The 24,713-nt window shown below is 67.3% G+C and carries 26 protein-coding genes; 13 read left to right on the top strand and 13 right to left on the bottom strand.

Annotation, left to right across the window (positions count from 1 at the left end; all coding sequences use genetic code 11):
• Positions 1–23 precede the first annotated feature (23 nt).
• The 3 genes from ACP56T_RS19825 to ACP56T_RS19815 form a co-directional block, all read right to left on the bottom strand.
• Entirely contained in the window at positions 24–902 is an 879-nt protein-coding gene (locus tag ACP56T_RS19825; protein ID WP_430913881.1) for a heme/hemin ABC transporter substrate-binding protein, read from the bottom strand.
• Positions 899–1,096, bottom strand: coding sequence for a hemin uptake protein HemP (locus ACP56T_RS19820; protein WP_430913912.1), 198 nt, complete (start codon positions 1,094–1,096; stop codon positions 899–901). The genes ACP56T_RS19825 and ACP56T_RS19820 overlap by 4 nt, the downstream gene beginning before the upstream one ends.
• Positions 1,097–1,258: 162 nt before the next feature.
• Entirely contained in the window at positions 1,259–2,242 is a 984-nt protein-coding gene (locus tag ACP56T_RS19815; protein WP_430913880.1) for a 2-hydroxyacid dehydrogenase, read from the bottom strand.
• Between the two features lie 195 nt (positions 2,243–2,437).
• On the opposite strand from ACP56T_RS19815, the gene ACP56T_RS19810 reads away from it, so the two are divergent.
• Positions 2,438–3,337, top strand: a complete 900-nt coding sequence (locus ACP56T_RS19810) for a ketopantoate reductase family protein (protein WP_430913879.1) — start codon at positions 2,438–2,440, stop codon at positions 3,335–3,337.
• Positions 3,338–3,503: 166 nt separating this feature from the next.
• Here ACP56T_RS19810 and ACP56T_RS19805 read toward each other — a convergent pair whose 3' ends face one another.
• The gene (locus ACP56T_RS19805; protein ID WP_430913878.1) at positions 3,504–5,486 is read right to left on the bottom strand and encodes a sigma-54-dependent Fis family transcriptional regulator; all 1,983 of its coding nucleotides are present in this window, start codon (positions 5,484–5,486) and stop codon (positions 3,504–3,506) included.
• Positions 5,487–6,083: 597 nt separating this feature from the next.
• Between ACP56T_RS19805 and ACP56T_RS19800 the strand changes: the two genes are divergently transcribed.
• The 9 genes from ACP56T_RS19800 (at position 6,084) to ACP56T_RS19760 (ending at position 14,928) form a co-directional block, all read left to right on the top strand.
• Complete coding sequence (locus ACP56T_RS19800; RefSeq protein WP_430913877.1) at positions 6,084–7,133, top strand: ATP-NAD kinase family protein; 1,050 nt, start codon at positions 6,084–6,086, stop codon at positions 7,131–7,133.
• Between the two features lie 35 nt (positions 7,134–7,168).
• A complete protein-coding gene (locus ACP56T_RS19795) occupies positions 7,169–8,152 on the top strand; it encodes a thiamine pyrophosphate-dependent dehydrogenase E1 component subunit alpha (protein WP_430913876.1) in 984 nt (327 codons plus the stop codon).
• A gap of 49 nt (positions 8,153–8,201) precedes the next feature.
• On the top strand, positions 8,202–9,221 hold the full coding sequence (locus tag ACP56T_RS19790; protein ID WP_430913875.1) for an alpha-ketoacid dehydrogenase subunit beta: 1,020 nt from the start codon (positions 8,202–8,204) through the stop codon (positions 9,219–9,221).
• Positions 9,222–9,231: 10 nt separating this feature from the next.
• Positions 9,232–10,365: an acetoin dehydrogenase dihydrolipoyllysine-residue acetyltransferase subunit gene (locus ACP56T_RS19785; RefSeq protein WP_430913874.1), complete on the top strand. Its 1,134-nt coding sequence runs from the start codon at positions 9,232–9,234 to the stop codon at positions 10,363–10,365.
• A gap of 6 nt (positions 10,366–10,371) precedes the next feature.
• Entirely contained in the window at positions 10,372–10,707 is a 336-nt protein-coding gene (locus ACP56T_RS19780) for a carboxymuconolactone decarboxylase family protein (RefSeq protein WP_430913873.1), read from the top strand.
• A 192-nt stretch (positions 10,708–10,899) separates the two neighbouring features.
• Positions 10,900–12,852 (top strand): pyrroloquinoline quinone-dependent dehydrogenase, encoded by a 1,953-nt coding sequence (locus ACP56T_RS19775; RefSeq protein ID WP_430913872.1) that lies wholly within the window; start codon positions 10,900–10,902, stop codon positions 12,850–12,852.
• A gap of 100 nt (positions 12,853–12,952) precedes the next feature.
• The gene (locus ACP56T_RS19770; protein WP_430913871.1) at positions 12,953–13,321 is read left to right on the top strand and encodes a c-type cytochrome; all 369 of its coding nucleotides are present in this window, start codon (positions 12,953–12,955) and stop codon (positions 13,319–13,321) included.
• Between the two features lie 98 nt (positions 13,322–13,419).
• The gene (locus ACP56T_RS19765) at positions 13,420–13,827 is read left to right on the top strand and encodes a hypothetical protein (RefSeq protein ID WP_430913870.1); all 408 of its coding nucleotides are present in this window, start codon (positions 13,420–13,422) and stop codon (positions 13,825–13,827) included.
• A 279-nt stretch (positions 13,828–14,106) separates the two neighbouring features.
• Positions 14,107–14,928, top strand: coding sequence for a transporter (locus ACP56T_RS19760; RefSeq protein ID WP_430913869.1), 822 nt, complete (start codon positions 14,107–14,109; stop codon positions 14,926–14,928).
• Positions 14,929–15,070: 142 nt separating this feature from the next.
• On the opposite strand, the gene ACP56T_RS19755 is transcribed toward ACP56T_RS19760, so the two are convergent.
• Both ACP56T_RS19755 and ACP56T_RS19750 read right to left on the bottom strand, forming a co-directional pair.
• Positions 15,071–15,565 (bottom strand): hypothetical protein, encoded by a 495-nt coding sequence (locus ACP56T_RS19755; RefSeq protein ID WP_430913868.1) that lies wholly within the window; start codon positions 15,563–15,565, stop codon positions 15,071–15,073.
• A 149-nt stretch (positions 15,566–15,714) separates the two neighbouring features.
• Positions 15,715–16,317 (bottom strand): TetR/AcrR family transcriptional regulator, encoded by a 603-nt coding sequence (locus ACP56T_RS19750; protein WP_430913867.1) that lies wholly within the window; start codon positions 16,315–16,317, stop codon positions 15,715–15,717.
• A 155-nt stretch (positions 16,318–16,472) separates the two neighbouring features.
• Here ACP56T_RS19750 and ACP56T_RS19745 point away from each other — a divergent pair, with 155 nt between their 5' ends.
• A complete protein-coding gene (locus tag ACP56T_RS19745; protein WP_430913866.1) occupies positions 16,473–16,775 on the top strand; it encodes a hypothetical protein in 303 nt (100 codons plus the stop codon).
• On the opposite strand, the gene ACP56T_RS19740 is transcribed toward ACP56T_RS19745, so the two are convergent.
• From ACP56T_RS19740 to ACP56T_RS19730, 3 genes are all read right to left on the bottom strand, one after another.
• Entirely contained in the window at positions 16,730–17,143 is a 414-nt protein-coding gene (locus ACP56T_RS19740) for a hypothetical protein (protein WP_430913865.1), read from the bottom strand. The genes ACP56T_RS19745 and ACP56T_RS19740 overlap by 46 nt on opposite strands.
• A 119-nt stretch (positions 17,144–17,262) precedes the next feature.
• Positions 17,263–17,574, bottom strand: coding sequence for a hypothetical protein (locus ACP56T_RS19735; protein WP_430913864.1), 312 nt, complete (start codon positions 17,572–17,574; stop codon positions 17,263–17,265).
• 10 nt (positions 17,575–17,584) lie between these two features.
• Complete coding sequence (locus tag ACP56T_RS19730) at positions 17,585–18,670, bottom strand: alkene reductase (protein ID WP_430913863.1); 1,086 nt, start codon at positions 18,668–18,670, stop codon at positions 17,585–17,587.
• Between the two features lie 150 nt (positions 18,671–18,820).
• Between ACP56T_RS19730 and ACP56T_RS19725 the strand changes: the two genes are divergently transcribed.
• Positions 18,821–19,165, top strand: coding sequence for a hypothetical protein (locus ACP56T_RS19725; RefSeq protein ID WP_430913862.1), 345 nt, complete (start codon positions 18,821–18,823; stop codon positions 19,163–19,165).
• Between the two features lie 84 nt (positions 19,166–19,249).
• A complete protein-coding gene (locus ACP56T_RS19720; protein WP_430913861.1) occupies positions 19,250–20,167 on the top strand; it encodes a LysR family transcriptional regulator in 918 nt (305 codons plus the stop codon).
• 113 nt (positions 20,168–20,280) lie between these two features.
• Here the strand turns inward: ACP56T_RS19720 and ACP56T_RS19715 are convergent, their stop codons facing one another.
• The 4 genes from ACP56T_RS19715 to ACP56T_RS19700 form a co-directional block, all read right to left on the bottom strand.
• On the bottom strand, positions 20,281–21,168 hold the full coding sequence (locus ACP56T_RS19715) for a HEAT repeat domain-containing protein (RefSeq protein WP_430913860.1): 888 nt from the start codon (positions 21,166–21,168) through the stop codon (positions 20,281–20,283).
• Positions 21,169–21,748: 580 nt separating this feature from the next.
• Positions 21,749–23,023: a three-Cys-motif partner protein TcmP gene (locus ACP56T_RS19710; protein ID WP_430913859.1), complete on the bottom strand. Its 1,275-nt coding sequence runs from the start codon at positions 23,021–23,023 to the stop codon at positions 21,749–21,751.
• 83 nt (positions 23,024–23,106) lie between these two features.
• Positions 23,107–23,859 (bottom strand): DUF5131 family protein, encoded by a 753-nt coding sequence (locus tag ACP56T_RS19705; RefSeq protein ID WP_430913858.1) that lies wholly within the window; start codon positions 23,857–23,859, stop codon positions 23,107–23,109.
• A 563-nt stretch (positions 23,860–24,422) separates the two neighbouring features.
• Positions 24,423–24,713, bottom strand: a 291-nt coding sequence (locus tag ACP56T_RS19700; protein WP_430913857.1) for a transposase, incomplete at its 5' end; no start/stop codon positions are given.

The raw sequence follows: 24,713 nt of genomic DNA, 5'->3' as shown, positions 1-24,713 counted from the left end.
GATCCGCCGCGCCGACGACACGATCAGCCACGCGGCAGGTCCGGGTAGACGGCCTGCATCAGGTCGGTCGCGGCCTGCGGCGTGCGGGGGCCGAAACCGAGGAGGTAGAGGCCGTCCATGGAAACGAGCGAGCGACGGGCGGCGGCAGGGGTGCGGCCGAGGGCCGAATCGGGGGCGAAGACCGCCTCGGGTTTCGGCGCTTCGGGGCCGTTCCGCATCATCACCACGGTGTCCGGGGCGGCGGCGACGATGGCCTCGTCCGTCATCGGCTTGAACCCTTCGAGCCCCGAGGCCGCGTTGGCGATGCCGGCGAGTGCGAGGATGCCGTCGGCGGTGCTGTGGGCGCCCCCCACCATGGTGCGCCCGCCCTGGAGCGAGAGCACCACCAGAGCCTTCGCCGGACGGGCGATGCGGGTCCGCTGGCCGGCGAGCGCGGCGAATCGGGCCTTCACCTCCTCGGCCAGCGCCGCCGCCTCCCCTTCCAGCCCGGCGAGCCGTCCCACCGTGGCGATCTTGTCGAGGACGCCCTCCGGGGTCGGCGGCTCCTTCACGCTCTCGATCCGCACCCCGGCGTCGCGCACCAGGGTCAGGGCGTCGGCGGGGCCGGCGCCCTCGACGGCGATGATGAGATCGGGCGCGACCGAGAGCAGCCCCTCCGCCGAGAGGGCCCGCAGGTAGCCGACATTCGGCTTCTCGCGCATCGCCTCGGCGGGAAACAGGCTGGTGGTGTCCACCGCCACGATGCGCGGGCCCGCGCCGAGACGGTACAGGATCTCCGTGACCGCGCCGCCGAGCGACGCGATCCGGGTCGCCGGGCCGGCGGCGAGCGCCCCACGCGGCGCCAGGAGGGAGGCGGCGGCGCAGAAGAGAAGACGGCGGCGGGTCCAGGAAGCGGGCGTCATTTGGTCAGGATCAGCTTGTCGTTGGCGGTGATGCGAAGCCGGTAGCGCTCTCCGGCATGCAGGATGATCACCTCGCGGCGGCCGTTCATCAGCACCGTGGACAACACGGCCGCCGCCGGCTCTCCAGGCAAGTCGACACGCTCGTGCGGCAAGTCTGCATTCGACCTGCGCACCGTCGCATCCGGATCAGGCATGATCACGACGAGATCTCTGCTCTTTTGAATAGATAAATTCTAAACACCGACACCGGCGCCAAGTCACGGTTACGGTCGAACAATCTCTGGCGCAAGCGGCTCATCGCAGGGATGGCATGCGTCGGAGCGGCTTTCCTTGCGGATCGCCCCGTCCAGCGTCCCTCAGGGCAGAGGCCAGGGTGTCTCCGTGACCGGCGTCACCGGCCCGTGGCCGGAAAACCAGGAGGTGAGGTTGCGCAGGCCCAGCGCCGCCATCAGCGCCCGCGTCTCATGCGTCGCCGATCCCGCATGCGGGGTCAGCACCACGGTGTCGATCTCGGTCAGCGCCGGGGGAACATGCGGCTCCTCGGCGAAGACGTCGAGGCCGGCGCCCAGGATGCGGCCGCTCTTCAAGGCATCGACGAGGGCGGTCTCGTCGACGACGGACCCCCGCGCCACGTTGATCAGGATCCCGTTCGGGCCGAGCGCCTCGAGGACCGCAGCGTCGACGAGATTCCGGGTCGACGGCCCGCCGGGCAGGATGACGATCAGCACGTCGACGGCGGCGGCGAGGTCCGAGAGGCGCTCGTGATAGGCGAAGGGCAGGTCCGCGACCGGATGCCGGGCGTGATAGTGGATCGGCCGCCCGAAGGGGACGAGCCGCGCCGCGATCGCCCGGCCGATCCGGCCCATGCCGGCGATGCCGATGCTCCGGTCGCGCAGGGAAGGACCGAGCGGAAACGCGCCCGCGCCCCAGGCGCCGCTGCGCACGAAGCGATCCGCCTGCGGGATCCGGCGGATCGTCGCGAGCATGAGGCCGACGGTGAAGTCCGCGACCTCGTCGGTCAGCACGTCCGGCGTGTTGGTCACGACGACGCCCCGGCGCCGGCAGGCGTCCAGATCGACGGAGTCGTAGCCGACGGCGAAGCTCGCGATGAGTTCGAGGCCGGGCAGGCGGTCGATGAGAGCTGCATCCGCCGGCTCGCGTCCGCGCGTCGCGATCGCCCGGATGGCGGGTCCGTGCGCCGCGACGAGTTCGGCCATTGCTGCATCGTTGGTGCTGAGCACCGTGAAATGCCCGGCGAGATCCCGCTCGACGGAAGCCGCCATGTCGCCGATCGAGAGGATCGTGATCGGGCCACGCGGGCCGGTCGCCGTATCGTTCATCGTCGTCCTCATCCCGAGCGTGGCGGCCGGAGGCCGTCGTTCCTTCATGATGGGCCGCAGCGCCCCGCCGGACAGGGCCGGCGACGAAGAGTGGCGGCTTGCGCGCCCGTCTGTCATGGGAGGCCGATGCGCTCCGAAGGGTGATGCGGCGATGTCCGCGTCGCATCGGGTCTCGGGCGGGAAGGGAAGCGCGCCATGAAGGTGGCCGTCATGGGGGCGGGCTCGGTCGGGTGCTATTTCGGCGCCCTGTTGGCCCGCGCCGGCAACACCGTGACGCTGATCGGGCGCGCACCGCATGTCGAGGCCGTCCGCGAAGACGGATTGCGCCTGGAGACGAGCGCGGGGAGCACCCTCGTCCGGATCGCGGCCACCACCGGGGCCGAGGGCGTCGCGGGCGCCGAGGTCGTCCTGGTCTGCGTGAAATCCGGCGACACGGAAGCGGCCGGCCGCGCGGTCCGTCCGCACCTTCACGCGGAGGCGGCGGTCCTCAGCCTCCAGAACGGCGTCGACAACGCCGAGCGCCTGGCGGCCGTGCTGGAGCGGCCGGTCGTTCCGGTCGCCGTCTATGTCGCCACCGAGATGGCGGGTCCCGGCCATGTCCGGCATCACGGCCGGGGTGAATTGGTGCTCGGCGCCTCCCCCGCGAGCGAGCGCCTCGCCGCGCTCTTCGCAGCCGCCGGCATCCCGGCGGAGGTCTCGGCGCGGGCGCTCGACGCACTCTGGGGCAAGCTGCTCGTCAACTGCGCCTACAACGCGCTCTCCGCCCTGACGCGCATGCCCTACGGACGGATGCTGGCGGTGCCCGGCATGGCCGGCGCGATGCGGGACATCGTGGCGGAATGCATCGCCGTGGCGCGGGCCTCCGGCATCGCCGTGCCGGACGATACCACGGAGACCGTGCTGGCCCTCGCGGGCAGCATGCCGAACCAGTCCTCGTCCACGGCGCAGGACCTCGCCCGAGGCAGGGAAACCGAGATCGACCACCTCAACGGCTTCGTCGTCGCCAAGGGCAAGGCGCTCGGCATCCCCACCCCCGCGAACAGTCTGCTCTGCGCGCTCATCAAGGCCGCGGAAGCCGACCTGCCGTCGCGCTGAGGGGCAAGAGACGGTCCGTCTGGACGATCGGGCATCGGCCTATTCTCCCGCCGCGCCACAGGGGGTCCGGTACGATCGCCGATCCGTTCCGCCGCGCGACCTCGCCGTCCGCGTCACGAGCGACCCGATCCCATCCCGGCGCGCGTATAGCCGGCAAAGAGGCCGTCTATCCGGCCCAGTGCTTGGGCGACTTGATCGCGTAGCGATGCATCTGCCGGTGGATCGTCGAGCGATCGACGCCGAGGTCGCGGGCGGCGGCGGAAATGTTCCATTGCCGGGCCCGCAGCGCGGCCAGCAGTTCCTCGCCGCGCAGATCCATCGGCTCGCAGACGAAGCCGGATACCTTCTCCGGGACCGCGCTCACGGCCGGCGCGGCGGCGGACGGACCGCTCACGCTGTCGGGCAGGTCCTGGCGGTCGATCTCGACATCGCCCGCGACGGCGATCGCGTAGTCGATGGCGTTGCAGAGCTCGCGCACGTTTCCGGGCCAGGAATGGGCGCGCAGGGCCGCGCGGGCCTCCGGGCTGAGCCGGAAACAGCCGGCCTCCCCCGATTTCCGGGCGAGGATCCTGTCGATCAGCCAGTCGAGATCGGCGCGCATGCGCAGGGGCGGCAGAGTCAGGGTCGCGCCGTTCAGGCGGAAATACAGATCCTCCCGGAAGCGGCCGGTCTTGATGAGCATCTGCAAGTCGCAATGCGTGGCGGCGATCACGCGCAGATCCACGGGGACGGGCTTGGTGCGGCCCACGGGCATGATCTCGCGCTCGGAGAGCACGCGCAGCAGCCGCGTCTGCGCCAGGAGCGGCATGTCGCCGATCTCGTCGAGGAACAGCGTGCCGCCATTGGCCTCGAGGATCAGCCCCTTCTTGCCGCGCGCGGCGGCGCCGGTGAAGGAGCCGGCCTCGTAGCCGAACAGCTCCGCCTCGATCAGATGCTCGGGCAGCGCCGCGCAGTTCACCGCGACGAAGGGCTTCTCGGCGCGCAGGCCACTCTTGTGCAGGGCCTTGACCAGATGCTCCTTGCCCGTCCCCGTCGGCCCCTGGACCAGGATGCTGAGGCCGGAATTGACGATCCTGGCGGCGCGGCGGACCACCTCGTCCATCTGCGGGTCGCCGCCCGAGATCGCCGCGAGCGGCCCGTCGGGACTGACCGCCGCCATGCGGGCACGGCTCGGCGCCGCGGCTTCCGGCGGCCGCTGCGCGAGCGCGAACAGGGTCATGCCGCTCGCCCGCAGGGTGACGCCGCGCTGCCCGGCCGGCCGGACGCGGGTGAAGTTCGGCAGGTCGCTGAAATCCGCGTCGAACAGGTCCCGGAAGGCGGCCCCCGAGGAGGCCGGGCGCCGAAGCGGATGGATGCGCGCGGAACGCTCGGCCAGGGCGAACTCGGCCGAGATCAGCTCGCGGGCCGCGTTGTTGTACCCGAGGATCCGCCCGCCGGCATCGATGGCCATCCAGTATTCCGGATCGACGTCCACGAACTCCTGGGAGCGCGAGAGCTGGAAGATCCACTGGTTGCGGAAGGCGTTGAGCAGGTTCGCGTTCTCGATCTTCTGCGCGTAGGAGGTCACGAGTTGCAGAGCCAGATGCTGACTCAGCTTCGGCTCGGGCGAGCGCATGGCCGAGATGTCGAGCACCGCCGCGAGGTTGCCGTCCGGCGCGAAGATCGGCGCCGCCGTGCAGGTGAGCGCGATGTTGCGCGCGTCGAAATGGTCGGTCTGGTGGACGGTCAGCGCCTTGCCCGTCGCGATGCAGGTGCCGACCCCGCATGTGCCGGCCAGGACCTCGTTCCAGTCCGCTCCGCCGTAGAGCCCCGCCCGGCGCAGCTCGGCGTCGTTGGAGGGATCGCCGATGAAATCCACGGTGACGCCCTGCGCGTCGGTCAGGAGCAGGACGTAGCCGAGGCCAGTCACCTGCCGGTACAGGGACTCGACGCCGACGCGCGCCACATGGAGGAAGCTGTCCATGGCCTCCTTCCGCTCGCGCAGGCGCGACGCGGTATGGATGTGCGGCTCCCGCAGGACCGAGGGATCGAGCCTGTAGGCGGACAGGCAGCGCTGCCAGGAATCCCGGATCACGAGATCACGATCGACCACGGCCCCGGCGGCCACCTGGGCCACTTCCTCCACATGGACCGTGCGCGCTTCACGCATGGGGCCATCCTCCCGATTTTTCTTTATTATGCGGCTCATCCGCCGAGGCTGGCAAGTCGCCCCTTGGCAGCGGCGGAAGAATGTCAATCACATGCAACACCTGTTGCATTCGCTGTGCGACAGGTGTTGCATGTGATTGACTTCCGCGGACACACTATACTTTCGTACAGGCTCTCGCGCCGATGAATTGGCATTCCGTTTGCTGATACGACATCCGTAGCAGCGAAGGCGACCTCCACGGGTCGCATCTTCTGCGGCTCTCCTTCCGACCATGACTCAAGGCCGCCCAACCGGGCGGCCTTTTCTTTTGCGCATGACGCCAGCGGCCGTGACGGAGCACCGCGCCCCGCAAGGGGCCGGGCGAGGCTCCCCCTCGGCGAGCGCAAGAGCCGGAGACCGCTTGCCCGACGGCGGAACACGAAACGGGTGCGCATATTGGAAACACCACACCTGTTGCAACAGGTGTCGCAAGTATTGCATCATATGTTGCACGATTTATACTGTTGTTATTTCCAAATAAGCACAGTACACATCCTGCAACTGCTGGCCCCGATCCGCATCGATCGTGAAGGCCGGCAAAGACACAGGGGGAATCGCGTGGGGCCGATCGTCGGCATCATCGCCAATCCGATTTCGGCCCGCGACATCCGGCGGGTCGTGGCGGATGCGTCCAGCCTTCAGACGGCAGATCGGGCCGGCATCGTCCTGCGGGTGATGAAGGCGCTCGCCGCCACCGGGGTCGGGACGGTCCTGCTGATGCCCGACCGGCTCGGCATCCGCGCGCATGTCGAGCGGCGAATCCGGCAGGCGCAGGCCCAGGACGAAGCCTCGGGCCGGGGCGGCTATCCGAACCTCGAGGTTCTCGAGATGCCCGTATCGGGGACGGTGGCCGACACGCTTACGGCGACGCGCCTGATGCGGGAGCGGGGCGTGCGCGCCCTGGTCGTGCTCGGCGGCGACGGAACGCATCGGGCGGTCGCAGCGGAATGCGGGCCGGTGCCGATCGCCGGCATCTCGACGGGCACGAACAACGCCTTCCCGCATTTCCGCGAGGCCACGGTGCTGGGGCTCGCCGTGGGGCTCGCCGCGAGCGGGCGCGTCCCCGAATCCGTCGCGACGCGCACCAACAAGGCGCTCCGCGTCGACGGAGACGGCTGGAGCGAGATCGCGCTCGTCGACGTCGCCGTCGTCACCGACCGCTTCGCCGGCGCCCGCGCCCTGTGGCGGACGGAGTCCTTCCGCGAACTCTATTGCGCCTTCGCGGAGCCCGGCAGCGTCGGGATGTCGGCCATTGCCGCGCTGGTCGATCCCGTCTCGCGCACGGAGCCCGCCGGAATCGGGCTCGCGCTGGAGCCGGCGGCGGACGCGCCGCGCCGCGTCCTGGCCCCGATCGCGCCCGGCATCGTCGAGCCGATCGGCCTGCGCGACGCGTTCCGGCTGGCTCCCGGCCGGCCGGTGCGGATCGCCCTGGAGGCCGGAAGCATCGCCTTCGACGGCGAGCGCGAGCGCCTGTTCGGACCGGGCGACGATGTCCGCGTGACCCTCGTCACCGAGATGTTCCGCACGGTCGACGTGGAGGCCGCCCTCCAGTTCGCCGCCCGCCACGGACTGATGGTTCAGGACGGCACCGCCCCGAGGGCGGCGTAAGCCAGAAGATCGAAGCACAACCGGAGAGGAAACCCGTGTCGAACAACCCGTTCCCGCTGCCGAAGGACAAGCTTCTCGAAGCTTATCGGACCATGCGCACCATCCGTGACTTCGAGGAGCGCCTGCATATCGAGTTCGCTAAGGGCGACATCCCCGGCTTCGTGCATCTCTACGCGGGCGAGGAGGCCACCGCGACCGGGATCATGATGCATCTCACCGACATCGACCGGATCGCCTCGACCCATCGCGGCCACGGCCACTGCATCGCCAAGGGCGTCGACGTCGACGCGATGATGGCGGAGATCTACGGCAAGGCGACGGGCTCCTGCCTCGGCAAGGGCGGCTCGATGCACATCGCCGATCTGTCCAAGGGCATGATGGGCGCGAACGGCATCCTGGGCGCGGGCGCGCCCCTGGTCTGCGGGGCCGCGCTCGCCTCGAAGTTCCGCGGCGACGGCGGCGTCGGCATCACCTTCTTCGGCGACGGGGCGGCCAACCAGGGCACCATCCTGGAGAGCATGAACCTGGCCGCCGCCTGGGACCTGCCCGTGATCTTCGTGGTGGAGAACAACGGCTACGCCGAGGCCACCGCCTTCGAATACGCCTCGGCCATCGACAACTTCGTGGACCGCGCGGCCGGGTTCGGGATGCCCGGCGTGATCGTCGACGGCATGGATTTCTTCGCCGTCTACGAAGCGGCAGGCGAGATGATCCGCAAGGCGCGCCAGGGCGGCGGCCCCGCCCTCCTCGAATGCAAGGTGGCCCGCTTCTTCGGCCATTTCGAGGGCGACGCGCAGACCTACAAGGCCAAGGGCGAGAACGAGGCCAACAGGGCCAACCGCGACTGCCTCAAGACCTTCGGCCGGGCGGTCACGGAGGTCGGGCTGATCGAGGCGGCCGAGCTCGCCGCGATCGACACCGAGGTGGCCGAGCAGATCGAGAACGCGGTGCTGCGCGCGAAGGCGGCGCCGCTGCCCCAGCCCGACCAGCTCATGGCCAACGTCTACGTCTCCTACTGACCTTCCGACATCCTTTCAGATCAGACCTTTATCCAGGGAGTCCGGCGCCATGGCGCGGTTGCTGAGTTACAAGATGGCGGTCAACGAGGCGCTCGACCTCGAGATGCGCCGGGATCCGACGGTGATCCTGTTGGGTGAGGACATCGTGGGCGGCGCGGGCGCGCCCGGCGAGGACGATGCCTGGGGCGGCGTGCTCGGCGTCACCAAGGGGCTCTACGCCAAGCACGGCAAGCGCGTGATGGACACGCCGCTCTCCGAGTCCGCCTATATCGGCGCGGCGATCGGCGCGGCCACCTGCGGCATGCGTCCCGTGGCCGAGCTGATGTTCCTCGACTTCATGGGCGTCTGCTTCGACCAGATCCTGAACCAGGCGGCGAAGTTCCGCTACATGTTCGGCGGCCGTGCCAAGACCCCGGTGGTGATCCGGGCCATGGTCGGCGCGGGCTTCCGAGCCGCCGCCCAGCATTCGCAGATGCTGACGCCGATGTTCACCCACGTTCCGGGGCTCAAGGTCGTCTGCCCCTCCAACGCCTACGATCTGAAGGGCCTTCTGATCCAGTCGATCCGCGACGACGACCCGGTCATCTTCTGCGAGCACAAGGCGCTCTACAGCCACGAGACCGACGTGCCGGAGGAATCCTACACGATCCCCTTCGGCGAGGCGAACGTCTCTCGGGACGGGCGCGACGTCACCATCGTCGCCTACGGCCTCATGGTGCACCGGGCCCTCGACGCGGCCAAGGATCTGGCGCGCCGGGGTATCGAGGCCGAGGTGATCGACCTGCGCACCCTCTCGCCGATCGACTGGGACACGGTGATCGACAGCGTCGAGCGCACCGGACGGCTCGTCGCGGTGGACGAGGCCAACCCGCGCTGCTCGATCGCCGCCGACATCTGCGCCTTCGTCGCGCAGAACGCCTTCGGTGCCCTGAAGGCGGCCCCGCGCATGGTCACGGCCCCGCATACCCCCGTGCCGTTCTCGCCCTCGCTGGAGGACCTCTACATCCCGAGCAGCGATCAGGTCGTGGCGGCCGTCCTCAAGGCGGTCCCGACCGCCAAGGCCGCGTGAGGGGCGAGCGATGAGCGAGACACGCATCATCCCCATCGTCATGCCGAAATGGGGGCTCTCGATGTCCGAGGGCAAGCTCGGGGCATGGCTCAAGAAGCCGGGCGACCTGATCGCGGTCGGCGACGAGATATTGGAGGTCGAAACCGACAAGATCTCCAACGTGGTCGAGGCGGGCGACGCGGGCAAGCTGCGCCGCATCATCGGCACCCCGGACACCGTCTACCCGGTCAAGGCGCTGCTCGCGGTCCTCGCCGACGATTCGGTGGGCGAGGACGAGATCGACGCCTATGTCGCCGCCTTCGAGACGCCGGCGGCCGCGGGCGAGGGCGAGGGCGAGGCCACGGATCGCTATGCCTTCCTCGAGCTTCCCGTCGGCCGCATCCGCTACGCTCGGGAGGGAAGCGGCCCGCATGCGGTCGTGCTCGTGCACGGCTTCGGCGGAGACGCCGACAATTGGCTGTTCAACATCGGCGCCCTCGCCGAGGACTCCACGGTCTACGCCCTCGACCTGCCGGGTCACGGCCAGTCGACGAAAGCGCTGGCCGACGCCTCCATCGGGGGCCTCACCGCGACGCTCGCGGCCTTCATGGACGCCCTCGGCATCGAGAAGGCCGATCTCGTCGGCCATTCGATGGGCGGCGCGGTCATCCTCCGGCTCGCCGTCGAGGCGCCCGAGCGCGTGCGCTCGCTCACGCTGATCTGCTCGGCGGGGCTCGGGTCCGAGATCGATGCGGGCTATATCGAGGGCTTCGTCCGGGCCGGCTCGCGCAAGGAGCTGAAACCCGTGCTCGAACGGCTCTTCGTCGAGCCCGGCCTCGTCGGCCGCCAGATGATCGACGAGCTCCTCAAGTACAAGCGCCTCGACGGGGTGCAGGAGGCGCTGACCGCCCTGTCCGGGAACCTGTTCGCGGACGGACGTCAGAGCACGGTCCTGCGCGACGCGCTGGCGGGGCTCTCCTGCCCGGTGCTCGTGGTCTGGGGCGCGCAGGACCGCGTGATCCCGATGGAGCATGGCCAGGGCCTGCCCAGCACTGTGCGCTCCGAGACGATCGAGGGCGCCGGGCACATGGTGCAGATGGAGCGGTCGACCCAGGTGAACGACCTCATCGGCCGGCACCTCGCCGGCACCTCGCGGGGAGCGTGACGCGCCATGGCTGACACCGCCACCTCCCTCAAGCAGCTCAACGGCCGCCTCGCCACGCTCGGCAAGGCCGCTCCGCAGGTGATGGGCGCGTTCCGCACCCTCCTCCAGGAGGCGTCCCGGAGCGGAACCGTCGATGCCGGCCTCAAGGAGCTGATCGCCGTGGCGCTCGCCGTCCAGAAGGGCTGCGGCGACTGCATCGTCTTCCACGTCGCCAATGCGCGCGGCCACGGCGCGAGCCGGGCGCAGCTCGTCGAGGTGCTCGGCGTCTGCATCGAGATGGGCGGCGGCCCCGCCGCCGTCTACGCGGGCTACGCCCTGGAAGCCTTCGACCAGCCGGGCTGAACCGGCGCCGGCCGGCCCCGGAAGACCCCTTCACCGACCGGACGGGCCGTTCCGACGGCGGCGCGATGGAGAGCGGCGGACCGCCGCCGCTCTCCCGCGACCGCGCTCGGGACGTTCGCCCGGATCGACCCCACCACACCCAAAAGACGAAAACCAAGGGAGGCAATCATGCAAGGACATCTCGGCTCTCTGATGCGCAGACTCTCGGCCGGCACATCCCTCGCGATCGCGATGCTCGCCGGAGCCGCATTCGCCCAGGACGGGGACTGGCCGGAATACAATTCCGACAAGGCCGCCTCGCGCTACCTCGGCGGCGGCAAGGTGACACCCGACTCCGTGAAGTCGATGAAGGTCGCCTGGCGCTTCGCCATGCCGGACAACCAGATCTCGATCGACAACCCCGAGCTCAGGACCTGGGTCAACGAGACGACCCCGATCGCCGTGGACGGGATTCTCTACACGAGCTCCCCGATGAGCGTCGCCTCGGCCATCGACGGCACCACGGGCAAGACGCTCTGGTCCTACGATCCCAAGGCCTACATCGAGGGCACGCCGCCCAATCTCGGCTTCATCAGCCGCGGCCTGAGCTACTGGGCCGACGGGGAGGACAAGCGCATCATCCTCGGGACCGGGGACGGCTACCTCATCGCCCTCGACGCCAAGACCGGGAAGCCGATCGAGTCCTGGGGCGAGAAGGGCCGGATCGACCTGACCAAGGGCATGCGCCGCTGGGTCGACCGCTCGCTCGTCAGCGTCACCTCGCCGGCGCTCGTCTGCAACGACGTGGTCATCCCGAGCCTTGCCGTGCTCGATTCCTTCGCGGTCGGCCGGGCGCCGATGAAGATGCACCCGCCCGGCGACATCCAGGCCTTCGACGTCCGCACCGGCAAGCGCCTCTGGATCCGTCAGCAGCCGCCCCAGGAGGGCGAGGAGGGCAACGAGACCTGGAAGGACGGTTCCTGGAAGACCACCGGCAGCTCCAACCTCTGGGAGCGTCCGAGCTGCGACGAGAAGCTCGGGCTCGTCTACCTGCCGCTCTCCACCCCCACCAACGACTTCTACGGCGGCGAGCGCAAGGGCGACGGCTTGTTCGGCGAATCCCTGGTCGCGGTCGAGGCCAAGACCGGCAAGCGGTCCTGGCACTACCAGATCGTCCATCACGGCCTGTGGGACTACGACCTTCCGGCCGCGGCCAACCTCATGGACCTGAAGATCGGCGGGAACCCGGTCAAGGCCGCCGTCCAGGTGACGAAGCAGGGCTTCGTGTTCGCCTTCGACCGCACCAACGGCAAGCCCCTCTGGCCGATCGAGGAACGGCCCGTGCCGCAGTCGACGGTGCCGGGCGAGGAGAGTTCGCCGACCCAGCCCTTCCCGACCCTCCCCAAGCCCTACGTGCAGCAGGGCGTCACCGAGAACGACCTGATCGACCTGACGCCCGAGCTGAAGGAGGGCGCCAAGAAGATCGCCGGCCGCTACAATTACGGCGCGCTCTACACCCCGCCGACCCTCGACAAGGCGGGCACGCTCCAGGTGCCCGGCGTGCTGGGCGGGGCGAGCTGGGCCGGGGCGGCCCACAACCCGAAGACCGGCGTCCTGTTCGTGCCCTCCTTCACGATCCCGTTCGGCATCAAGGTCAAGAAGGAGAACAACAGTCCCTACCAGTATACCGGGACCTGGGCCGGCGTCGGCGGGCCGGACGGCCTGCCGCTGATGAAGCCCCCGTTCTCGACCGTGACCGCGATCGACATGAACACCGGCGAGCATCTGTGGCGCGTGCCGGCGGGCAAGGGCCCGATGGACAATCCCGCCCTGAAGGGCGTCAAGACCGGCTGGCTCGGCGTGCCGCGCGAAAGCTTCGTCGCCATCACGGACAACATCCTGTTCCTGGCGCCCGAGGGCACCAACAGCGTGATGGGCCTCTCCTCGCGCGGTAACGCCCTCATCACCCAGGCGACGAAGGACGAGAAGGAGCCGTATCTGTATGCGTATTCGCAGAAGACGGGCGAGGTTCTCGGCGAGGTCAAGCTTCCGGGCGCGGCCTTCGGCGGGATCATGACCTATCGGGCCGGCGGCAAGCAGTTCGTCGTCGTGCCGGTCGGGGGAGCCGGACTTCCGGCCGAGCTGGTCGCGGTCCAGGTCGACTGATCGCGGCGACGAACCTCTCTCGCCACATCGTGCTCCTCCCCCCGGCCGGCCCCACGCCGCCGGGGGGAGGAGCCCTCCGACACATCCGGGAATCCGTGAGATGGATCCAAAGAAGATCGTCGCCGTCGCGGTCGCAGCGGCGCTTGCCGTTGCCGCCCCGATCGGCAGGGCCCATGCCGGAGGCGGACCGCCCCCCGAAGCCGGGCCGCCCTTCCCGTTGACCGATCCGGCACGGATCGCGGCCGGCAAATCCCGGTTCGATTCGACCTGCGCCGCGTTCTGCCACGGCGAGAGCCCGGCCCTCTTCATCGGCCGCACCGACCTCGAGCGTCAGTACATCTACAACACCATCCGCGACGGGGGGAAAGGCGCGACCCCGATGCCGCCCTGGGGCGACGTCTTCAGCTCCGAGGAGATCTGGGAACTGGTCGCCTACGTCCAAAGCCTCGGCACGCCTCCGGATCGCTAAAGCGCACCCTGCCGAAGTGGATGGCCAAGATGGACGCCGCCCAGACACCGACAGACACCCTTCGCGGCTCGGTCGAGGGCGTTCGCGATGTCGTATCGTTGTCCACGAGGCAGGTCAGCCCGCTGATCGAGGGCATCGAGCGGCTGATCGGCCGCCTGCGCGAGGCCAGGAAAAGTCACGGCCTCACCGCGGAGGAGCTGACGCTCTATCTCGCGGTCGGACGGATCTCGCTCAGCGTCGGCGCCACCGTCACGGCCATGCGGCCCGTGAGCTATATCGAGCTGTCGGACTGCTTGCTGATGCCCCGCGAGACCGTGCGCAGGAAGGCGGCACGGCTCATCGACCGGCGGTTTCTTCTGCGAGTCCCGCACGGCGTGCTGCTGCGGGAACTCGAGCAATGGGCGGAGCTCGCGCGGCACCTGCTCGCCCCCGGCATCCTGGAGGATGCGGGGCCGGAGGCCGGCTGCCTCGGCAACGCGGCCGTCAAAGCCGCCCAGAAGTCGTGACCGAAAAGACACGCCGGCTTGGTCGAGGCCAGGGAAACCCATTTTGGGTTTCACCACCCATCTTAGCCGGCGCAGGCATCAAACCAGATGATATTTTTCGAACTCTAGCATGACGGAAATACTCGACAACAATCGAACGAGCGCAAATCGCAGCATCGTGAATTCGTCGACTAGAGCAACACGAGAACGGACGAAACCTAGGGGGCTCCGATGACATCGAACACGAGTGGCGCGAGACCGTTTGCACGCATCAGGAAGCCGGTCGCGGCGGCTTGCCTCATGGCGGCGTGCTGGGGCCCCGCACACGCTGCGGACGTCACCTTCGCCGTGATCGGGCCGCACGAATACGAGCTTCCGGTCAACTTCAAGCCGTTCGATGTCTTCGTTCAGTATGGCGAGATCAACAACCAGGGAAGCGCCTTCAACGCGGCGGGCCGGTCCATTCCAGGTCCGACCGGCGACCTGCTCGTCGGCCTCTCGAAATACGTGCACTTCTTCACGATCGACGCCCTGCCGAATGTCGGCCTCGCTTATGAAGTGATCGTGCCGGAGGTGCGGATCGACATTCCCGGCCTCGGCGTCGGCGGCTTCGGCGACCCGCTCACGGGACCGGCCGCCTGGATCAAGCCCACCCCCGAAAGCACGCTCGGCATCCAGTCGTTCATGCAGTTCCCGGTCGGCGTGCGCGAAGTCAGCAACCACTACTACGCCAATTATTCGAGCGTGTTCTTCGATTATCAGTGGCCGGCGGTGAGCTTCACCGGCAACATCGGCGGCGTCTTCCGCACGGATTCCCACCAGACGGGCGCCCCCGACATCTCCCAGGGCACGACCTTCCACGTCAACCTGCGCTGGGGTTGGAAGAACGAAACCATCATCGAGCCTTTCGTGGCGTATGATTTTCAGGCCACGAGCGTCTCGCGCTTCGTCAATACGGGACTGACCGCGATCCCGGCCAGCCACGAGAACGCGATCGGCGCCGGCCTCATGTTCAAGTTCACGCCGGCCACGTCCCTGACCCTGCGCTATTCCAGAGCGGTCGAGGGAAAGAACGTCGTCAAGACCGACGCGGGATATCTGAAGTTCGTCTACGCCTGGTAGCGTATCGCGAGAAGCATGACGGCGGAGGAGGCGCGTTTTCCGCAACGCGCCTCCTCCGCCGTCGGCTCATGACGTCGACGAAGTCCGAGACACAGGCACCGGACTCCTCACCGGCCCACACGCGGCCGGATGGAGCAACCCGTCAGTCCTCCGCGTCCTCCTGATCCTCGTCGTCCTCGCTCGGATCGTCCTCCTCGGCCGGCGGCCGGCCGGCGCTGTAGAAGTCACCCCGCCGCACGGCCTCGCCGCTCGTCACCATGGTGCTGAGATAGGCGTTCAGCGTGGCGGGGGCGACATCGGGCAGCCGCCGCGAGATCTCCGCGTGCGACAGCCCCTGCAAGCCCGTCTCCTCCAGCAACGCCTTCAGGCGTCCCTTGGCCGAATTCGCCCGCGGCCCCCGGCTTCCCCGGCCCGTCGCGCGCCCCGAGACCGGCCGCTCGCCCGCAAAGGCCGGATCGCTTCCCGCGAAAGTCCCCTCCGCTTCCGCGGATTCGCCTTCCACGATGGCCGCGAGGGCCCGCTCCGCCATCTGCAACTTCATCAACTCGGCTTTGACCCGGTCGAAATCGGCCTGAAGATCGATCCGGCGCTGCCGCACGTCGGCCAGCGCCTTCTCCAGCATGTCGCTCTCACTCATCACGCAAACCAGCCCTTGCCTCGCATGACAGGCTTACAGTCACAGCTTGCGCGCCCCGTCAATTTCCAGGGCCGCTAAGGCCGCCCGTTCCGCAGAGCCGACCCGGCGCCCGCCGGCGGGAGCGCCGGCACGGATGGCGGAGGTTGCGGCTAGGATGTGCCGACGCCGGCCATCGCGCGGAAGAAGCCGAGCAGCATCCGCTCGCGGGGAAGCGCGCCCTCGACATCCCCTTGGACGGCAAGCCCCATCCACAACGCATAGAGGCCGATGCCCGCCTGGAGCGGCGGCATGGCGGGGCTTAAGCCGAAGCGCCGCGTGAGGTCCTCGACGAGCTCGCCGAACACCCTGTAGCAGGACGCCTTGCTCTCCCGGTGCCGGGCGGCGAAGGCCGCATCGCGATGGGCGTGAAGTTGCAGCTCCACCGAGAGCAGCGACCATTGCGGCTGGGCCGCGAGCTCCGCGAGGCGTTCAGAGAGAACGCGCAGCGTCGCCTCGATATCGGTCCCTTCCGAACGGCGCACGAGATCGCGCAGGACCGCCACCTCCTCGTGGATATACGCCTCCATGAGGTCGACCAGCAGATCGTCCTTGCTTGCGAAGTTCGAGTAGAAGGCGCCCTGCGAATGGCCGGCGGCGGCGCACAGGGTGCGGATCGACATCGCGGCGACCCCTTCCTCGGCGATCAGGGCATGGGCGGCGGCGATCAGCCGCTCCCGCGTCCGGCGCTGGGTTTCCTTCCGCGTGAGCGCCATCCCTTGATGCCCTCCGGCCGATCCGTCGTCGCGCCGAAACCTTGTCGGCCCGACGGTGTTTCCGTCCAGCCCGAATATCAATCGATATCCAAAATAGCGCGCCGATTCGAGGACGAATCCCTCGCGCGCCGGCCATCGCTCGGACGGGGATGCCCTTGGCCGACACCTATCTGCGATACGCGCCGGACGTGGAGGTTCGCGACCCGAACGAAGACGCCCTGACGGCCGAGATCCTCGACATCATGGCCGCCACCAATCGCTGTGCCGTGCGGGACGCCCATGCCAAGAGCCATGGGATCCTCAAGGGCGAACTGGTCGTGCCCGATCTGCCGGAGCATCTGCGGCAAGGGTTGTTCTCCCGTCCCGCCACCTATCCGGTGGTGATCCGCCTGTCGTCGGCGCCGGGCGACATTCACTCCGACACCATTCCCGCGCCGCGCGGCATGCGATCACGGTGATCGGCGTCGACGGAGAGCGTCTGCTCCCGGACGACGCGGGGCGCAACCAGGATTTCCTGCTGGTCAACATCCCGGTCCTGAGCTTCGGCACGATCGGGGCCTGCCGCAAGCTGATCGGGCTCGTCGAGAAGAACGCCGACAGCCCCGCCTTCCTCCAGCGTGCCATAGCCGGGGTCGCGCGCGGCGTGGAGGCGGCGGTCGAGGCGGAACCCGGCGCGACGCTGCGCGGCCTCGCGCGCGACAACGCCCATCTGCTCGGCGAGACTTCCCGCCGTCAGGCCAGCGGCTTGCCTGAGATGGTCGATCGACGCCCCGTCATAGCCATGCTCGCGGAAGACCGGCACGGCGCGGGCGAGAACCGCGTCCATGTCGAAGGTGCGAGGTCTGCCCGTTGGCCGCGACGGCACTGTGCGCGAGATCGTCGTCGACCCGGAACTCCTGCCCGCCGGGACATGGCTGCATCTGTCGCGCGAGGGAGCGTCTCGGATCACGGTGCCCGAATGGCTGCCCGCAGACCGAAGAGCGGCTTCGCCTCGATCATCTGACCGAAGCCGCTCGATGCGCCGGTGACGAGTGCGACGAGGCTCATGACGCCGACCCTCAAACGGCGCCGCCATTGACCCGGACGATCTGTTCGGTGATCCGGCGCGACGTCACGCCCCGCATAGGCGGCGGACAGGAAGCCGTGCCACAGCAGCGCCGGTCGGCCTGCGGAGCGCCGATCCAGGAATGCAGCCGGACGCCGTCGACGGTCACGGTCTCGCTGCGCGACCCTTCGATCCGAAGCCTTGTCGACCACCGGAGCCTCCTCAGGCGTCCACGGAGGCGAGGAAGGGGTAGTCGGTGTAGCCTTTCGGCCCCTCGCCGTAGAACGTCGCCTTGTCCGGGCTGTTGAAGGGCGCGTCCCGGCGGAGCCGCTCGGGCAGGTCGGGATTGGCCAGGAAGGGAACGCCGAACGCGATCGCATCGGCCTTGCCGCCCGCCAGCGCGCCTGTGGCTTTCGCCTTGTCGAAACCGGTGTTTCCGATCAGCGGCACCGACACACGATCGCGAAAGGCCTCGAGCACGTCCTTGATCGGCTGCGTCTCGCGGTCCTTCTCGTTGGGATCGAGCAGGCAGAGATAGGCGGGCTTCAGCGCGTCGAGCGCAGCGATGACGTGACCGAACGTGGCGGGCTTGTCGCTGTCCTTCATGCCGTAGAGCGAGCTCGCGGGCGACAGGCGGATGCCGACATGCGCCCGATCCCAGGCCGCGATCATCGCTTCGGCCGTCTCGACCATCAGCCGGGCACGGTTGGCGACCGATCCGCCGTAGCGATCGGAGCGCCGGTTGCTGCCGTCCTCCAGGAATTGATCGTGGAGATAGCCGTTGGCGCCGTGCAGCTCGACGCCGTCGAACCCGGCGGCCTTCGCGTTGCGGGTCGCGGCGGCGAAGTCCTCGACGATCGGTGCGATCTCCCCTTCGCCGAGTTCGCGCGGCGTCGGGAAGGCGACCTCGCCGGTCGGCAGGAAGAACTTGCCTTCGGCCGGGATCGGGGACGGCGCCACGGGCGGCTCGCCGCCGCGCATGTCGGGATGGGCGACCCGGCCGCAATGCCAGATCTGGCAGACGATCCGACCGCCCGCCGCGTGGACCGCATCGGTGATCCTGCGCCAGCCCGCCACCTGATCGGCGCGGTGGATGCCGGGGCATCGGATGACGCCGTGCGCCTGGTCCGAGACCTGCGTGCACTCGGTGACGATCAGCCCGGCGCTGGCGCGCTGCACGTAATAGTCGCGCATCAGATCCGTCGGCACGCCGTCGTCTCCCGCACGGGTGCGGGTCATCGCCGACATGACGATGCGGTTGGGCAGCGACAGGCCGAGCAGTTCGATGGGCGAGAAGAGATCCGTCATGGGGCTGGCTCCGCTTGGGTGAAGAAGGAGGGGCGGGCGACGACGAGAGCGCCGCCATCGCGACGTGGATGGCCTGGGCGGTGGGGTTGTTGCCGGGCCTCCTCCGCCACGGCTCGCGAGATCGTCCGCCACGGGCAGCAAGGGCGCGGCGTGATCGTCCGGACGATGCGGGAACGAGGGGTCATCGACCGACACCGCGACGAGCTTCGCGATGATCGGATCGAAATCCTCGACCCTGCCGTCGGCGACCGGATAGAGGCCTGCGGCGCAAGGCGGGCGCCATTTCTCGGACCACAGCGCCGAAACGGAATCGTGATGCGCGAAATACGGAAAGCCGCCGCCGATCTCGTCGGGCGTGATCTGAACGTGCCGGAGAGGGCCGACGAACGGAGAGCGATCCGCCATGTCGGCGCCTTCGTTCTCGGCGCTGAGCCGCGATGTGGCGATGGACCCGGCCTGCCGCTCCAAACCGACCTCCTTCGTTCCCCCACGTGAACCAGTGCCCATTGGAACGCGGGTCGATCCGGAACGAACCTCCTATCGGGTGGACACACTGATCCACCGATGGAACGGTGAGGCATGATCGACCTCAACGACCTCAGGGTGTTCGAGCGAGTGGCGACCTTGAGGAGCTTCGCGGCGGCCTCGCGGGAGCTGAAGGTCCCGCGCTCGAGCGTGAGCCGCAGTATCCAGCGCCTCGAAGCGACGGTGGGCGTTCGCCTCCTTCAACGCACCACCCGCGACGTGACACTGACGGAGGCCGGCGTCGCGCTGCTCGACCAGAGCGCGGAATCGCTCGCGCGGCTGGGAGACGCCCTCGATTACGTCAGCGGTTTGGGAGAGGAGCCGCGGGGCACCTTGCGGATCAGCGCCGGCATCGGATTCGGTGTCAACATTCTGTCCGAGCTTCTGCCCGAGTTCATCCGGCGACACCCGAACGTCGACGCGACGCTGGACCTGTCCAGCACACCGGCCGACCTCGTGGCCGAGCGCATCGACGTCGCGATCCGCATGGGGCCGATGCCCGACTCGCAGATCGTGGCGAAGAGGCTCGGCTTGCTCCATCGCTATCTTTGTGCGTCGCCCGACTACCTTTCGCGTCGCGGGACACCGGCGGTCATCGACGATCTGCGCCGTCACGATCTCGTCGACCTCCCGGTGCGGGACGGTCGCAAGTCGACATGGGTTTTCGTCAAGGATCAGGAGAGGGTCGAGCACCGCCAGGCCGCGCGCCTGTCGGTCAATTGTGCTCTGACCGTTCATAAGATGCTGCTCAACGGGGGCGGCATCGGCCTGTCGACGGCCTATCTCTGCGCGCCCGAGCTGGAGGTCGGACGGCTCACGAGGCTGCTCCCGGAGTGGAGCATTCCGGCCGTCGTCGTTCACGCGGTCTTTCCGACCCAACGTCAACTCGCGCCCGCCGTCCGCGCTTTCGTTCAGTTCATGATCGAGCATCCCAAGGCCGGCGCTTATTGGCAGCACGATGCCTTGCAATGAGCCAATTTGACAACGACTTCAGACAATTCGCAGATCAGTGATTATTGCAATATATCAAATTTTCTATTTCACTAAATTTCTATAATACAGTTTATGCGAACAGTCGATCGCAATTACTGCCTGCTTTGTTCTGCTATCCACCCGCAGCAGCCGCAGGCCCGCGACGCGTCCGTCCACGCCGTCAGAAGATCATAGGGCGAATGACTTACCTGGATGACCAGCCCCCTCTCCCGCGCGGCGGAGAGCGCCTCGCACAACTCAGGTGCGGCCAGCGCTGCCGCGGCGTCGAGCAACGGGAGCGCGACCTGCTGATGAAGCTCACGGATCAGGACGGGCAGCACTGTTAGATCGCCGCGCGTCGCCAAGCCTTCGATCGCCTCGTTGCGCGCATCGACGCAAGTATCGTCGAGTCGTGCGTGCAGAGCCGCACGGAGGGCCGGAGTGTCCGAGGCGATCAACTGGCCCAGCCCGAAGGTCGCCCAATCGCGAACATCCGCATCGGCGTCGGCCGAGAGCGCGATCAAACTGTCGATGGCCTCGGGCTCCTCGTAGCCGCTGAGGCCGGACACCACACTGGAGCGGACACGAGCGTCGGGGTGGGTGCGCAGTTCCAGCAAGGCTGGGATCGCCCGCGGATCATGCAGGTGCCCCAGCGCATAGCACGCCTCCTTCAGTACAGCGGGATCAGCCGCTCCCACACGTTCAGCCGCGAGGAGGTCCGAAAGCGCACGGAAGCGTTCCTCCCTCAGAACCGGTGTGTCCGCAGGCGGTATGTGCCCAAGTTGCCCCAGGACGGCAGCTCCGACGCGACGCTTCACCGGATTGGGATCGACGCACGCGGCGAGGGCCACGTTGAACACCTCGGCGGTGCCCATTGCTTGGAGGCGGCTGATCGCCGACCAGCCCACAGGAGGCTCGATCGGATACTCCTCCTCCCTGTCCAAGCCGGTCATCGCGCTGCGGAAGAGGTCACTGACCAAAATCGATGGATCGTTCGCCATCCGTCCTCGAGACCCTTCCGACCGATGTCGACCTCGTGAATGATTCCTGCCCTCGGTTGATCTCGGCTCAGTCGCCGGGCGTCCAAGCGATATTCGGGCGCTGCGCCAGCATGCGGTCGAGGTAGTCGGCCACCGCCTGCGGGCCGTTGGAGTGCATCATCGCGACGGGATGGGCGAGCTACCTCGCGCGGGAATTGCCCTGGCCAGTTGGCGGCAAGCACCTCTCCTCCGACAGCACCCTCTCTCGGAAACCCGCACCGCGCACGGCCTCCGCGCAATCGCCGATTCGAGAAAGGCATGCGGATTATGCGGCGCTGATCGGTGACACTCTAGTGACACCAGTCAAACGGCCGATCCCGAAGACATCATCTAAGTTATTGAAGAGATTGTATCGCGACATCTATAATGAAATCAACCCTTTAGGGGAAATCGTTTATCCCGCCATCGGTTCTGCAATCTGGTGCCAAGTGAACTGAAAGTTCCGATCTGCCGCGCCGACCTAAATGAAACTTGAGGGCCGGTGGACCCGGTCGATGAGGTCAATCCGACGTCCAGCCCGTGTCTTCTCGTTCGCCAGCCGTTACGTGAACGGGCTGAACAGAGATCGCTGTCGCGCCGGAAGGATCCTGTCCCCCCAATCGCAACTCATGCTGCGAGGGCGCTCCTTACCATCGGGCGTGTAGATCTGGATTTCCTTCTGCTCGCGGAGCCCTACCAGGGCGGTGGACACCCTCGCGATGGTAGCCGGGGTTGAATTGCAGATCTCGGTGAAGAGCTCGCCTACCGTGACGCCGCCATCCGCAACGCGACTGGTATCGAAGATGCGGTGGGGCAACTCCTCCATCAGCGCGGAATTGGACCGGCCGCTCGCGTCGTCATCGAACAAGAAGTCCATCGGGATCTGATCGGGACTGACCAGCTGGCCCGGATCGTAACCCAGCATCTGAGTACCGGCCCGTCCATGATGGATGAAATGGTTCGTCAGGGCCCAATGACGGGCCGCCATTTCATCGCGGGCTCGGGGATGTTTGGAGATGTGAACGAGCCAGTACGATCGATGGCTCGCGGGGGATTTGATGAAGAAGCACGTGTAGAACGGCGCACCGGTTCTTTCCTGGAGATGACGGTACAGGAAGTTCTGGATGAGCCATCGGGCTTCGCGACCGCCGTTGTCGCGAAGCGCCAGCATCTCTCGGATTTGCTCGATGCCGAGTTCCGCGGGCATGACACCGCGCAGGAAGCTCTCTTTTTCGCTCAAATAGGAGATGATGTAATCGACGCTGAACGTAAGAATGATTTCGGGATTTTTGAGGTTCTCTAGGATCGTTCTGATTGCTTGTAGGGAAACGTCGCCGTAGCCGTATTGGTCGAGAAAGAACAAGGCGCGATGGCCACCGCCATGTTGCTGGATGCGGCGGATGACATCCGGCAGCGCCGCTTCGAACCGCTCACGTAACAGGTGAATGTGGGAGCCGATCCCGGCAGCGTGCGGCGAGCGCCCGATGACGTCTCGCAGATATTCCAGGTTCTGTTGACGCGCCTCGACGAAGATGAATTCGGGGCGGAACGCAAAAGGTTTTTTCCTGGTCGTTGCGAACAACGCCTGCGCGCTTGCCACTTCGTCGAGGAGGATGAGTGGCGAGCCAGGACAGGTTTGCCCGCGATAGCTATATACGCCACCTCCTGCGAACCCGTCGACGAGGGTTAGGTTGAGGCCGTCATGCCTCGGATCGGAAGTGAGAATCTCGATGTATCGTTGGACGTAGCTGCGAAACACTGCATGTTTTGCGGCGCTGTGTTCATCGAGTGGCGGCGGCGTATGACCGACTTGCCAGTCGTATTTCTTCCCGGTCATCGATTATTCTCGTTCGGACCGGGGCAAAAATATCTCTGAATTTGGCATTCGGCAATCGTTGCGACTCGCGAGTGGCACGCGGATCACGCCGCTCGCTTTGCCAGGATGCCTTCGTGCGCTTGGATCGGCCACTCGCTCCATTCGCGACCATCGAGATCGCGACCGCCGCTCTTCGGCCGGAACCCGCCCCATTGTTTGAAGAAGAACGGGACATTCTGAGCTTGGCACTGATCGCGGATCTCGCGAACCCACTCGATCTCCATCGGCCTCGCCTTGGGCCCACTTTCTCCGCCGGCGATGACCCAATGGATGCCGTCGAGATTCATTGGCCCGACCGCCCCTAGCAGCGGCTCGATCGAGAGGAAGCGCACGCCGATGGGAGCCTGCTGAAGTTGCTGAATGCGCCCCTTGGCCTTGGCGTCTTCGACCGAAACGCCCAGCCAGATATGGTCCGGCGAACGACCGCTGTAGCGGGACTTGAGATAATCGCGCATCAGCGAACTGCGCTTCGTCAGGATCTGGAAGACGTGCCAATCGGCTGCTTCCATCGTGTCGAAGACGCGATCGATGAATTCCGTAGGGACATCCTTATGGAAGAGATCGCTCATCGAGTTGACGAAGATCATTTTCGATCGACGCCATTCCAGTGGCTGCTTCAGCCGTTCCGGCCTCAGGACGAGATCGAAGCCCTTCTCGAATGCGTGACCAGGGATGCCTCGCCACCGTTCGGCGAAACGCGCGGCATAGCAGTTGTCACAGCCGGACGTGATCTTGGTGCACCCGGTCACCGGGTTCCATGTCGCGTCCGTCCACTCGATGCTGCTGGTCTGTGCCATCCTGGTCCCCAGCGATTCACGCCGATTGCGCCAGGCTTGTAGGGCTGGCCTCGGCCGTATTGCAATCGAGGTCGCGTCCGTGACCCAACTCCAGCCGAAGGGCTGTAGGCTCCTCTTTCCGTCGTAGCGCACGCGACCGAACGGATCAAGAACGGACGGTCGGCTCGGCCGCTCTCCCCATAGGGCGTCGATGTCTTGTTCGCCCATCAGCCGTCACGGCGTTTTGGCGAAATCCTCTTCGGAGCGAGGTGTCGAGAGGCTTCATTCATGATGGCGCGTCGGAGGGCCAAACTGGTCGTCCTGATATGCTTGCCCTTGAGGTGGGCGTAGACGGTACTCTCAGATAGCGGCTTGTGCTCCGATCGCCCTGGAAAGACCCATGGGCCGCTTGGATCGAGCCAACTCCTACGGTGGGTAGCCCAACTCCGAAACGCATTTGCGAGGTGAGAATCGAGTGTCATCGGCTTCGACCCCGGCCATAAAATCACGTCTTGTTCGTCGATCGAAACTTCGTCTCGCCGCAACGTCAGCGAGCTATGCAGGATTTTAGGTGACGGCGGCGGTCAGGCGGCGCGGTGATCTGGGCTCGCGTTGACCTCGGTCCCGTCGCGGAAGATGACGCCGGCCACGACCTTCGGCAACTGGTTTTCGCCCTTCAGCCGCCGCCAGGTCTTCGAGGCCGCCATCACGAGCTTGAACACCATCAGCTTGGCGGTCGTGGCCGAGAGTGCCCCTTTGGTCCGCACGGTCCGATGCCGCACCGTGGCGAACACGCTCTCGATCGGGTTCGAGCTGCGCAGGTGGTCCCAGTGCTCGGCCGGGAAGTCGTAGAACGCCAGCAGCGCCTCCCGGTC

It is taken from the genome of Methylobacterium endophyticum (assembly GCF_050591105.1).
Taxonomy (GTDB): Bacteria; Pseudomonadota; Alphaproteobacteria; order Rhizobiales; family Beijerinckiaceae; genus Methylobacterium.
This window is presented reverse-complemented; position numbering and strand designations above follow the sequence as displayed.